This window comes from Cryobacterium sp. TMS1-13-1 (genome assembly GCF_004403125.1).
Classification (GTDB): Bacteria; Actinomycetota; Actinomycetes; order Actinomycetales; family Microbacteriaceae; genus Cryobacterium; species Cryobacterium levicorallinum.
Window position 1 is genome coordinate 172120 of record NZ_SOGX01000008.1, and the last position, 11967, is coordinate 184086.

Here is an 11967-nt window from a genome sequence, read left to right on the forward strand (position 1 = left end):
GAGAGGACGTGGCAGAGGCTTACCTCGTTGGAGGAGCACGAACGCCCGTCGGTCGATATGGTGGGGTGCTGGCGGGGGTGCGTCCGGATGACCTCGCGGCGATCGTGGTGGCGGAGGCGGTGCGTCGTGCCGGGATCGATCCGGCCCTGATTGACGACATCATTTTCGGCGCTGCCACGCAGGCCGGGAAGGACAACCGTAATGTGGCGCGGATGGCGGCTCTTCTGCCCGGTCTGCCCGATCACGTGCCGGGGATCACGGTCAATCGCCTGTGTGCGTCGGGTTTGTCGGCGATCACGATGGCGGCGCAGGCCATTCGCGCCGGCGAGGCCGACGTGATGGTGGCCGGCGGTGTGGAATCGATGACGCGGGCGCCCTGGGTTCAGGGTAAGCCGGACCGGGCGTGGGTGAAGCCCGGTGCGCAGTTCGATACGTCCATCGGGTGGCGCTTCATCAACCCGAAGTTGGCGGCGCGGGATAAGGCCACGTTTTCGATGTCGGAAACGGCGGAGGAGGTCGCTCGCATCGACGGCATCACCCGTGATGAGGCGGATGCCCTCGCCCTTCGCAGTCAGCAGCGGGCGGCGGCGATTGATGCCGGTCATTTCGTGGACGAGATCGTCGGCGTGCCGACGAAGGCCGGCGAGGTGTTCGTGTATGAGGGCCCGCGCCGGAGATCATGGGGCTGGGTCCGGTTGCGGCTACCCAGAAGGTGTTCGCTCGAACGGGACTGCGGGTGGAGGACCTGGGCGCGATCGAGCTGAACGAGGCCTTCGCCACCCAAGCGCTGGCGTGCATCCGGCGCCTCGACCTTGACGACGAGATCGTGAACCGCGACGGCGGCGCGATAGCCCTCGGGCATCCGCTCGGATCGAGTGGGGCGCGACTCGTCGTTACTCTCCTCGGACGCATGGAACGTGAAAACGCCCGGCATGGCCTCGCCACGATGTGTGTGGGCGTCGGCCAGGGCTCGGCCTTGATCCTGGAGCGTGTCTGATGACCACAATGGGACTCGAACTCGCCGCGACGAGAACCTTCAGTTCTCCAGAGGTTTGGCTACAGCAACTCCGCTTCTGAGGCGGAAGCCCGACGCAAGGGACGGCTGCCTTCGAGGCCGGCCTGAATTGCCTCAACAGCATCTCCCACGTCACCGCCGACGCTAACTGACTGGCATCTTTGGGTTTCTTCCCTCCGATGGTGGGATTCTGTGTTCTGGCGGTTCGCCCGAGGATGGTAGCCGCATCGTGAACTGTGCAGGGTCCGGCGGCCTTCATGAGGTGGTGGCCGGCCTGTCCTTCTGTCGTTCCCAACCCGTCGCACTCCGGACGCATTCCGCGACCGGCTCGCCGTGATCGGTCACTTCGCCCAGGCAAGCCCGGAAAATTGCCGCTAGCGAGAAACTGTTCCGGTCAGTGCGGCAACGGAGCGCAGCACGAGCGGTGTCGCTGCGAACCAAGCCGCAATCATGACCACCAGTGATCCTGCGAAAATCCAGAACCCCAACCATGTTGTGTTGTCCTGGGAGGCATACATGTGATTGAGGTTGCGCAGCGCACCTGTTGCGAGCACGAGTGTCACGTGAAGGATCGTGAACCCGGCGAACCAGAGCATGACGGGAAAATGAATTGCTCTGGCCATCGCCAGGGGGAACGCGGCGTTGATTCTTCGGGCACGTTGTGGCCAGGCTGAAGACATCCGGAGCCCGGTTGCGATCGCCAGGGGCGCGGCGACGAAGATTGTCGCCGAGTAGCTCAGAAGCTGAAGACTGTTGTAATTGACCCAACCGTTGTCAGTGGGCCAATTCAGCGATAAATACTGAATGCCCACGGAAACAGCGTTGGGAAAGACGTCCCAACCCAGGGGGACAACTCTCATCCACTGGCCGGTCACGACGAGCAAAACAATGAAGACAATACCGTTGAGAATCCAGAGGAAGTCCAGGCTGAGGTGTAGCCACAGCATGATGCTGACTCTTTGCGGTGCCGATTTCGTGCGGAAGATACCGGAATTGCGTCTGGTCCAATAGGCCGCGGGGCGACGCTCGGTGCGTACCTGCCATCCCGATCGAATGATCAGCAGGATGAAGAAGGCATTGAAGAAATGTTGCCACCCCAACCAGGCGGGCAGGCCCACCGGAGCGTTGGCGGGTAATGCGGAATGCCCGGGGTAAGTCTGCATGAAAGAACGCACCTCGGGTACGTCGCGCACGGCCTGGGCACCGAGAACTGCGGCGAGGAGAAGAAGGACGCTCAGCAGCGCTAACCCGGCGGCCTTGACCCATCGGCGGCGTACCGGCTCCCGCACCTTCAGGGAGGAGCTCAATGTCGGAGCCGATGCAGGGCTTCAATGGTCTGCGGAATGACCGTGAAGATATCACCCACGATGCCGAAGTCGGTGAAGTCGAAGATGGGGGCGTCGGGATCTTTGTTCACGGCCACGATGACCTTGGCCGTTTGCATTCCGGCCAGATGCTGAATTGCGCCGGAGATGCCCAGGGCGATGTAGAGCTGGGGTGACACGATGGTTCCGGTCTGGCCTACCTGCAGGGAATGGGTGACGTACCCGGCATCCACCGCGGCGCGTGAGGCCCCCACGGCTGCACCGAGAGCGTCGGCGAGTTGCTCAACGAGGAGGAAGTCTTCCTTCGAACCGACACCGCGCCCGCCGGAAACCACAGTTGCGGCCCCACGAAGGTCGGGCCGGCCCGAATCGGTGGGTGCTTCCGTTCGGGATGTGATCGTGGCGGCGGCAACGCCTGTGAGGGACAGGGTGATGGTGGTCAGGTCGGGAGTGTGGGCCGTGACCTCCTCGTCGATCGAGCCCTGTCGGAGCGTTATGACAGCCGGCCCGCCGTGGATGGACGACTCGACGTCGAAGGCTCCTCCGAAAACGGAGTTGCGGGCAACCACTCTGTCGTTGACGAGCGCGACGTCTATGGCATCGATTGTGAGGCCTCCACCGATTCTGACCGCGAGTCGTCCCGCAATCTCACGGCCTTCGACGGAGTTCGTCACGAGCACAGCGGTTGAGGTCTCGAAGTGAGAGAACGCTGCCGCGAGGGACTCCACGGCAGGAGTCGCCAACAGGGAATCGGTCTGGGTCGACTCCGCGATGAAGACATGGTGAGCTCCGAGATCGCCAAGCTGTTTCACGTGTTCGCTGTGGTCGCCCGGCGTGGTGCTGAGGACGGCGACGGGAGTTCCGAGTCGCGTCGCGGCGGCAAGCAGCATCTTCGCGCTTCCGCGAATCTCTCCCGACGGAGACACTTCAATCAAGGTCAGTGCAGTTGACACGGTGTCATTCCTTATGTTTGATCGAGGTTTGGCGGGGTTAGACGAAGCGCCCGGCGGCAAGAAACTCTGCCAGTTCGACGCCGGCATTTCCCGAGTCGACAATCTTGATTCCAGCGGTGCGTGCGGGGCGACGCGTGACGGTCGTTATCGTCGATCGGCCGGTTGACCCGAATGAGGTTTCCGGGTTGATGCTCAGGTCGGAGAGGGAGAGGGTTGCCAGGGGCTTCTTCTTCGCCTTCAGGAGGCCCTTGAAACTGGGAAAGCGAGCGTCAGGGGATTGTTCCGTCACCGAGACGATGGCAGGAAGCCGTGCTGTCACGGTGAGGGTCCCGTAATCGGTTTCGCGTGAGCCGTTGACGACATCGGCGGCTATGTGGACCTCGGACAGCGATGTCAGGTGAGGCACCGATAAATGCTCTGCAACCATGGCAGGGATTACGCCTCCGCGGCCATCGGTTGACTCGTTTCCTGCAATCACCATGTCGAAGCCCGCGTGGGTAATGGCAGCAGCAAGCACGCTTGACGTCCATGTGACATCGGCACCGGCGAGGGCGTCGTCCAAAACGTGAACCGCCGAATCCGCGCCCATCGCAAGGCAGTGGCGCAGCGCAACCGCGGCGGAGGCGGGGCCCATGGTGAGAACGATGATTTCTGCGCCGGTCTCGTCTTTGTGCCGGAGGGCAACCTCCAGGGACCGATCACTGATCTCGTCGATGATGTTGTCGGGTGCGGAACGATCAAGCGCCCCGGTCGCTGAATCGAGGGATCGTTCGCCCCAGGTGTCGGGAACCTGCTTCACGAGCACGATGATCTTCACGGGGCACTCTTCCTGCTGTTTGGAGGACGGATGATGATGAGATGCTCGTTGTTCAGGGACAAGAAGCTTGTTCTCCATTGAACACCACGTATGTCGAAAAATCAATCAATCGTTTGTTTTATTCTCACGCTTTTGAAAAGTTGTCAGGACAGCCGCTCGATAACCATGGCCATGCCCTGGCCACCCGCAACGCACATCGTCTCCAGACCGAATTGCTTGTCATGCCACTGCAATGAGTGGATGAGCGTGGTCGTGATCCGCGCGCCGGTCATCCCGTAGGGATGACCGATGGCGATGGCCCCACCGTTAACGTTCACCTTTTCGAGCGGGATGCCCAGCTCTCGGTAGGAAGGGATGACCTGCGCGGCGAAGGCTTCGTTGATCTCTACGAGATCCAGGTCCTGGGCGCTGAGCCCAGCGAGGGCCAACGCTTTCTTGCTCGCCTCGACGGGGCCGAGGCCCATGATCTCGGGGGAAAGCGCGGAGACGGCCGTTGAGACTATCCGCGCGAGGGGCGTCAGGTTCAGTTCTTTTGCCCGCTGAGCACTCATGATGACGAGGGCCGCCGCCCCGTCGTTCAGACCGCAGCAATTACCAGCCGTGACAGATCCACCCTCGCGGAAGACAGGTTCCAACCCGGCTAGTTTCTCCATCGTCGTGCCGGGACGCGGTCCGTCGTCGCGGCTGACGACGGTGCCGTTCGGAAGCGTGATGGGTGTGATGTCGAGGTCCCAGAAGCCAGATAGACGCGCCTGCTCTGTCAGCGCCTGGCTCCGAAAGGCGTACTCGTCCATTTCCCGACGCGAAACGCCTCGAATGCCCGCGATGTTCTCGGCTGTCGTTCCCATATCGACAAATGCATTGGGCATGTCCCCGGTGATCCTGGGGTCAACCCAATCTCCGGACTGCGGTGTTCCGGAGGTGAAGGCACTGTTGCCGTACTGAGGGTCGTCTGGGTTTCCGTCGCGGATGCGGGAGACTATCTCGACGCCGGCGGAGATGAGCACATTGGCTTCACCCGCTCTGATCGCGTGCATGGCCATACGCGTCGTTTGCAGGCTGGACGCGCAGAACCTATTGACCGTCGTCCCGGGGATGTCATCGTAGCCCATCAAAAGCGGGACAATTCGGCCGAGGTTGGCGCCCTGTTCCCCTCCCGGGAGGCCGCAGCCGAGGAGGAAATCCTCGACGGTGGCAGGGTCCAGCTCGGGGATCTGGGCCAGGGCGGCGATCGTGATCTGCGCGGTGAGGTCATCACCGCGGATCTCGGTCAGTGATCCCTTGAAGGCGCGACCAATCGGCGATCGAGCCGTGGCGACGATGACGGCTTCAGGCATGTTCACCGAGCGCCGTGACCATTTCTCGCAGGGTGATGAGGTGGCGCAAGTAAAAGTGAAGACCCATCTCCCAGGTGAATCCGATGCCTCCGTGAACTTGAATCGCCAGCTCAACAGCGCGGATGCTGAGGTCGAGCGAGTAGACAGCACTGCGATGCGCGTTGGCGGGATCCAGGCTGCCCCAGACGACGGCGGTTTCCGCCTGTTCGGCGTCCATGTGGGCATTCGACAAGTGGTGTTTGACGGCTTGGAACGAGCCGATCGGCTTACCGAACTGCATGCGCTGCTTGGCGTACGTCACGGCATCGGCCACGGCGCGTTTGGCGATACCGCTGCCCTCCGCAGCCCACACGACAGATATTTCACGGGCGGCCTCCGCAGTGAACGTTGTGATGTGCGATGAGTGGGCGGCTCGCAGACTGGGAGCGAAAATGTCACTGGCGAGGCTCTGCACGGCAACGAGGGAGCTCGTGTCGGAGATGAAATCAGAGACCACGTGCATGTCTGCGATCTGACCAAAAGGCACCATCCCGGTGCCCGCGGCGAGAGCGCGTGTGGGGATGCTGAAGGTGACGGGACCATCGTGCTCGGCTGCGCGGGCGGAGTGGCGCTTCGCCATGATCGTGGTCAGCAGAGGGAGCTGAACGGTGATTTCTCCCCAGGCTTTGGCGATTTCCACAAGGTCGCGAAGGGTCGCGGACTCGTCGTCCTCGGTGACGCCGACAAGGTCCCAGCCGGCATCAGAAATGTCGCTCCAGGCGAGAGGAGACTGCCCTTCGATATAGGAGGAGATGTTCGCCTGGTCCGTGGCCTTGACGAGGGCTGAACGGATCGCTCCGGCGGCAAGCAGACCGATCTCGCCCGGACGCGTGGTGAGAAGTGTCATCGCGGCAACCCCAATACTCGTTCGCTGATAATGTTTCGTTGGATTTCATTGCTTCCCGAATAGATCGAGGAGGCGCGGGTTTCGAGATACTGCAGACGCCAGTGATCCGATGTTTCGGGGGTCATGTTCTCGAGTCCGAGAATGGAGGTTTCTTGCCACAGCTCGCTCCACAGCAGCTTCAAAATGGATGTCGCCCGGAAGAAATCCGGTGAGTCGAGCTCAAGGTCAACCGCTTTGGAGACCTGCCAGTGGACCAGTTCGACCCGAATGTCCAACTCGTCGAGTTGCTTTCGCAGGTCTGGCCGGTCACCGAGCGTCGCGAGCAGGAGATCCATGTCGGAGCGAATCTCGACATAGCGGCTTGTCGCTTCGACGCCTCCGCGTTCATTCATCAGGGTCGTCATGGCGACTTTCCACCCTGAGCCTTCCGTGGATACCCGGTCGGCGTCGGCGACAAAGACGTCATCGAACTGGACCTCGGCAAAGTGTGTCAGTCCGGAGGCTTGTTTGATCGGGCTGATGTTCACGCCGGGCTGCTTCATGTCCAGCAGGAACATGGTGAGATTCTTGTGGCGGGGCGCGCTCGGATCCGTCTGGGCCAGAAGGAGGCAACGATGGGCCATCTTGGCGAAGCTGGTCCAGGTCTTCCGGCCCGAGATGAGATATCCGCCGTCGACTTTGACTGCTCGGCAAGATACGCCGGCGAGGTCCGATCCGGCATTGGGCTCGGAGAATCCCTGGCACCAGATTTCATCCCCGTTGAGGATCTTCGGCAGGAAGCGCGCAAGTTGCTCATCCGTTCCGTGGCCGATCAGGCTGGGTGCCGTCAGGATGCGGCCGATGCGGGCCAGCCCGTCGGGGGCCTGAGCCTGGGCGGCGAGATCGTGGAAGATCACCTCTTCAACCATGGAGAGCCCCTGGCCACCGAATTCCTTCGGCAGGGAGAGTCCGGCAAACCCGCCGCGGTGAAGCTGACGGTCCCACTCGTGTCGGATCTCGTCCGTTTCCTTCTCGCTCAAGCTGCCTCTGTGTTCCCTCCAACGCGCGGGGACGTTCTCTTGGAGCCACACGCGGGCGGCGCTGGTGAACACTTCCCTCGCATTGCGCTCTTCTGTGGTGGGCATTTGTACTCCTTATAATTCAGCCAAACGATTGTTTGAATATTACACCCGGATTTCCTCCCGTGACTAGTGCTGCGGAGAAACCTGGGAAATTGTTCGGCCCTGACGGTTGTGGTTATTGCGGAACAATCGCGAGAGGCCGAATGGGGGAGCCGGTCCCTCCGCCGATGCGCAGTGGTGTTGCGATGAATGTGAATTCAGAGACGCCTGCCTTGCCCAGTTCTTCGAGGTCCATGGATTCCATGATGGGAATTCCCATTTCAACCAGGTTGTGAACGTGCACGGGCAGGTTGATGATGGCGGAAGAAGGCTTGTGCTCGTAATTCATGGTGTCGGATCCCGTTGCGAGAATGCCTTTCGCACTGAGCCATTGAGCGCCCTCGAGGGTTACTCCGGGCAGTCCTGTTGAAAGCCCGATGTAGCGTTCGGAATCCGCCCAGTACTTCATCCAACCCGTGCGGATGAGCACGATTGATCCGGGGATGGGGAGAGCGCGACCGGTGAACCACTGCTCCAGTTCCCTGGGGCCGAAGCTGTCAGCCGGGGTGAGGTCGCGACCAAAGAGCTCAGGGCCGTTGATAAGGTAACCCGGCCCAATGATTGGTGGCATCTCCTCGATGCTGCCGGCGTCGAGGCCGCCCAGCCCTTCGGCGCCCATGAGCACGTCGCGACACCCAAAGGTCATGCCGTCTTTTGACACATGACCGAGGGCGTCAATGTGCGTGCCGACGTGAGCACCCATGGCGATCATCTCCATCGCGGCAGAGACGCCGTCGCGGTATCCGTGCCCGCCATGCGTTTTGGCCATGGCGAAAGAGTAGGGCGGGTGGTGAGGGTGTCGAGCCATACCGTTTTCCAGACGTACCGCAAGGTCGAAGACGCGAACTCGTCCTTTCAGCGTGATGTCGAGTTCGGTATCGAGAAATGATCCGGACCAGTGGGTCATGGGGTGGTCTCCGTTTCGGTAGTAGGGAGGAAACGAGAGATCTCGATTTCCTCGGTGAGAGTGGTCGTGAAATATATTCTTCCGTCGGTGACGGCCCGACTCAAGTGTCCCCAGGCCAGCAGGAGATGGGCGTAGGCAACGACGCGCGACACAACGAATCCGAACCAAGTCGAACCGGGGTCGGAACGGCTCAGCTGGGAAACCAGTTCCCCGGCGGACTGAGGTTCGTGGGCCGCCTTCAGTAATCGGTTGCAGACCTCGGTGTGTTTCGTCGCCTGTCTGGCGAGTGCGGCGGCAACGCCCCTGAAGGGCTCCTCGTGTCCGGGGAGGATGAGCGTGTCTTCGGGGATGGACCGTCGGATGAGGTCCATGGATGCAATGAACCCAGCGTAGGGATTTGCGTCGGGCTGGTCGGACATGACGGCGACGGGAGGCACCAGCCGGTCCGACAGTTGGTCTCCACAGATGAATATGTTGTCTTCGGAGCAGTGCAGGCCAGATGCAAGAGGGGAGTGCCCGGATAGCGGGAGGATTTGAAACGTCCGTTTCCCCACTCTCACCGGATCACGAGGTCCGATCGGAATGTAGGTTTCGGGAAGGGGGAAGATCATGGACATGTTCTGAAAGCCTTCAGCAAGCCATCGGTCAAGCGCTGGGAGGGCGGCGCCATGGGCCAGCAGGTAACGCCGCTCCCGGTCGTCGCGAGCGTGACGTGTCTGATCCGCTTGACTCGCTCCGCGCTGGTGCTCCTCGTCACTGATCAGCAGGGTTGCTCCGGTGCGGCGAGCGAGCCAGCCGGCCATTCCGAGGTGATCGTTGTGCCAGTGCGTGACGAGAATACGAGTGATCGGCTTGGACGCCAGCGGTCCGGAGATGAGGGCAAGCCAACTTTCTCGGCTGGCCGTGCTGTCGACTCCGGTGTCGACAACGAGCCAACCGTCAACGTCGTCCAGAACATAGATGTTGACGTGGTGGGGGGAGTAGTGAAGGGGAAGGCGCCCCCAGGCTATGCCGGGAGCGATCGGAGTGAGTTCGCCGTCGCAGGGCACAGCAAAGGTGTTGGGCGCAGGTGCTGTGTCATGCACGGGTCCTCCTGAAGTGATGGCGTGAAAGACAGCTTGACCCAGGGATGTACTATCCGTCAATCGTTTGTTTGATTAAGTGTGGAGTCCACCGGCTTCTCCCCCCGAAAGACGCCGAGAAAAGAATTCTCTTGACTCCTATAAGAGGGGGTGGTAAAAAATAAATCAACCAATCGTTTGCTTGAGCAACTGGATGGTTGTCGCTTATCCCACAGCATCCTCACCCTCATCGGGAAATGAGCGACGTGACTCAAACCTCGCGGTTCGGCCCGCACCACATTTCAGCTCAAGGAGGAGCTCAATTGATCAATTTCCGTAAATCCACCCAGAAGCTGGGGGTCGTGGCGGCTGTCGCCGTTGCCGCCCTCATGCTGTCCGCTTGTAGCTCCGGTTCCGCCACCGATGGCAGCGCGTCCGTGGCTGGCGCAGCGGTCGGCACCCCCATCAAGACAGTGACGGTAGCTGCCGCCGACTGGAACGGCCCGACCTACGAGAACATCTTCGTGGCCGCAAAGGCATACGAAAAATGGATCAACGACCAGGGCGGGATCGCCGGACACCCGCTCGAAGTCACCGTGTGCGATGACAAGGGCGACCCTACGCTCACGGCCGCTTGTGCTCGCGACGCCATCGCCGCGGGTGCCATCGCCGATGTGGGTTCCTTCAGCTACAACGCATACGTCAACGTTCCCATCTATGACGCCGCGAGCACGGCCATCCTGGGAGCGTGCTGCAACCTTTCCGCTGTTGAGTACACGAGCCCGAATACATTTCAGATGGGCAACAGCCCCGCGCTGAATCCCGCCGGTGTTGCCCGTGCCGTGCAGGACGGCTGCGAGGACATCGCAGTGCTTGAGCTGGACATCCCGGGCGTCACTGACGACACGAACATTATTTTCAGCAATATCGCCAAGGCGTATGGCTACGAGAAGGAACTTAAATTCATTCGTGTTCCCCTCACCGCCACTGACTACAGTTCCGTTGTCGCTCAGGCCACTGATGGCACTGACTGCATCAGTATGTTCCTCGGGGAGAACAACATCTCCGGAATGATGGCGCCATTCGCACAGTCCGGCGGAACACAGACTCTGTATGGAGCACAGGGAAACCTGAACGCCGTTTCGACCAAGGGATATGAAGACCTTGCCGGCGTCAAGAACAGCGTTGTCACCGGCGCTTATATGCCTTTGAACGACGCCGTCTGGGACGACTTCCGCGGAGCACTCACGGCCAACGACGCTCCGGACACGTTCGACTACAGCTCCCTGGGAGCCTTGTCAGCCTGGTCCGGATACAGCGCCTTCACACAGATCGCCGAGTCGATCACGGGGGACATCACGCCGGAGAGCTTCCTCGCCGCCGCCTCGACAACCGTTGTGGACAACGGCGGCATGACCCCTGCCATCGACTTCTCCAAGACCTGGGATGCCTTCGACGGCCAGTACGCACGGGCCTTCAGCCGGCAGGTGACCTACATGAAGATCGACGGCACTCCTGTTGACGGTGGCGGATGGATTGACCTTTCCGGACCCATGCAGGGACTGGCACCGTAACGCGCGGGGCATCGTTTGCCGATGAACCGTCGAACGACAAGATGTAACGAAACATAGCCACGGGGCCTTCGCTCGGAGTCGATCAGTCAGAAATGATTGCTTCTCCGCATCAGCGAGGGCCCTCCGTGCACCAGCCCTCAACGATAGGAAGTAGTGAAATGAATCGTCTACAAGGCAAAGTCGCACTCATCACCGGGGCAGCTCGCGGCATGGGCGCAGAGCATGCACGCCTCTTCATCGAGGAAGGCGCACGCATTGTCATCGGCGACATCCTTGACGCTGAGGGGCAGGCCCTTTCTGCCGAGCTGGGAGACGACGTCGTGTACGTTCATCTGGACGTGACGAAACCGGACGACTGGATCCACGCGGTCGACACGGCCGTCCAGCGATTCGGCGGCCTTGACATCCTCGTGAACAACGCGGGCATCGCAGAGTTCGCGCCCATCGCGGAGACCTCCATGGCCTTGTGGGATCGAACCCTCGCGGTGAACCTCACTGGCCCGTTCCGCGGAGTCATGGCAGCCCTGTCCGAACTGAAGAAATCAGGACGTGCGTCCATCATCAACCTGTCCTCGACGGCAGGCTTTGTCGGCTACGAAGGGCTCAGCGTCTACAACGCCTCCAAATTCGGAGTCCGTGGACTGACGAAATCCATGGCCCTGGACCTGGCGAAGCACGGTATCCGCGTGAACTCGGTACATCCTGGCGTCATCAAGACCCCGCTATCGGAGGGACTCAGTGAGAGCCCCAGCCATGTTGCCATGCGCCGTATGGGCGAGCCACGAGAGGTCTCCTATCTCGTGCTTTTTCTTGCCAGCGATGAGGCTTCGTTCTGCACGGGCGCTGAATACCTTGCTGACGGCGGGGAAATCGCCGGCCTAGCTAACAACGCCATCTTGTCGCGCCACACCGTCTGACGGCCGCACGCGGGT

The 11967-nt window shown here is 61.2% G+C and carries 10 protein-coding genes and 1 pseudogene; 3 read left to right on the top strand and 8 right to left on the bottom strand.

Annotated features, from left to right (window positions below; genetic code table 11):
- Nucleotides 1–8: 8 nt before the first annotated feature.
- Nucleotides 9–997, top strand: a pseudogene (locus E3T31_RS07680) (beta-ketoacyl synthase N-terminal-like domain-containing protein).
- Nucleotides 998–1389: 392 nt separating this feature from the next.
- On the opposite strand, the gene E3T31_RS07685 reads toward E3T31_RS07680, so the two are convergent.
- From E3T31_RS07685 to E3T31_RS07720, 8 genes are all read right to left on the bottom strand, one after another.
- A complete protein-coding gene (locus tag E3T31_RS07685) occupies nucleotides 1390–2322 on the bottom strand; it encodes a cytochrome b/b6 domain-containing protein (RefSeq protein WP_134468206.1) in 933 nt (310 codons plus the stop codon).
- A complete protein-coding gene (locus tag E3T31_RS07690; RefSeq protein WP_241977743.1) occupies nucleotides 2319–3293 on the bottom strand; it encodes an electron transfer flavoprotein subunit alpha/FixB family protein in 975 nt (324 codons plus the stop codon). The genes E3T31_RS07685 and E3T31_RS07690 overlap by 4 nt, the downstream gene beginning before the upstream one ends.
- Before the next feature lie 37 nt (nucleotides 3294–3330).
- Nucleotides 3331–4110: an electron transfer flavoprotein subunit beta/FixA family protein gene (locus tag E3T31_RS07695; RefSeq protein ID WP_134468208.1), complete on the bottom strand. Its 780-nt coding sequence runs from the start codon at nucleotides 4108–4110 to the stop codon at nucleotides 3331–3333.
- A gap of 143 nt (nucleotides 4111–4253) precedes the next feature.
- A complete protein-coding gene (locus tag E3T31_RS07700; protein ID WP_134468209.1) occupies nucleotides 4254–5447 on the bottom strand; it encodes an acetyl-CoA C-acetyltransferase in 1194 nt (397 codons plus the stop codon).
- Complete coding sequence (locus E3T31_RS07705) at nucleotides 5440–6333, bottom strand: acyl-CoA dehydrogenase family protein (RefSeq protein WP_134468210.1); 894 nt, start codon at nucleotides 6331–6333, stop codon at nucleotides 5440–5442. Before E3T31_RS07705 ends, E3T31_RS07700 begins: the two co-directional genes overlap by 8 nt.
- On the bottom strand, nucleotides 6330–7457 hold the full coding sequence (locus E3T31_RS07710) for an acyl-CoA dehydrogenase family protein (RefSeq protein ID WP_092448057.1): 1128 nt from the start codon (nucleotides 7455–7457) through the stop codon (nucleotides 6330–6332). The genes E3T31_RS07705 and E3T31_RS07710 overlap by 4 nt, the downstream gene beginning before the upstream one ends.
- Nucleotides 7458–7569: 112 nt before the next feature.
- Nucleotides 7570–8400: a cyclase family protein gene (locus E3T31_RS07715; protein ID WP_134468211.1), complete on the bottom strand. Its 831-nt coding sequence runs from the start codon at nucleotides 8398–8400 to the stop codon at nucleotides 7570–7572.
- A complete protein-coding gene (locus tag E3T31_RS07720; protein WP_166788422.1) occupies nucleotides 8397–9485 on the bottom strand; it encodes an MBL fold metallo-hydrolase in 1089 nt (362 codons plus the stop codon). The genes E3T31_RS07715 and E3T31_RS07720 overlap by 4 nt, the downstream gene beginning before the upstream one ends.
- 299 nt (nucleotides 9486–9784) lie before the next feature.
- Between E3T31_RS07720 and E3T31_RS07725 the strand changes: the two genes are divergently transcribed.
- Complete coding sequence (locus tag E3T31_RS07725; protein WP_166788423.1) at nucleotides 9785–11035, top strand: ABC transporter substrate-binding protein; 1251 nt, start codon at nucleotides 9785–9787, stop codon at nucleotides 11033–11035.
- Between the two features lie 158 nt (nucleotides 11036–11193).
- On the top strand, nucleotides 11194–11952 hold the full coding sequence (locus E3T31_RS07730; RefSeq protein ID WP_134468214.1) for a glucose 1-dehydrogenase: 759 nt from the start codon (nucleotides 11194–11196) through the stop codon (nucleotides 11950–11952).
- Nucleotides 11953–11967: the final 15 nt, after the last annotated feature.

What these genes read in the sequence shown, in the direction of transcription:
- E3T31_RS07700 (WP_134468209.1), bottom strand. Translation starts at nt 5,447, where the DNA reads ATGCCTGAAGCCGTCATCGTCGCCACGGCTCGATCGCCGATTGGTCGC.
- E3T31_RS07705 (WP_134468210.1), bottom strand. Translation starts at nt 6,333, where the DNA reads ATGACACTTCTCACCACGCGTCCGGGCGAGATCGGTCTGCTTGCCGCC.
- E3T31_RS07710 (WP_092448057.1), bottom strand. Translation starts at nt 7,457, where the DNA reads ATGCCCACCACAGAAGAGCGCAATGCGAGGGAAGTGTTCACCAGCGCC.
- E3T31_RS07715 (WP_134468211.1), bottom strand. Translation starts at nt 8,400, where the DNA reads ATGACCCACTGGTCCGGATCATTTCTCGATACCGAACTCGACATCACG.
- E3T31_RS07730 (WP_134468214.1), top strand. Translation starts at nt 11,194, where the DNA reads ATGAATCGTCTACAAGGCAAAGTCGCACTCATCACCGGGGCAGCTCGC.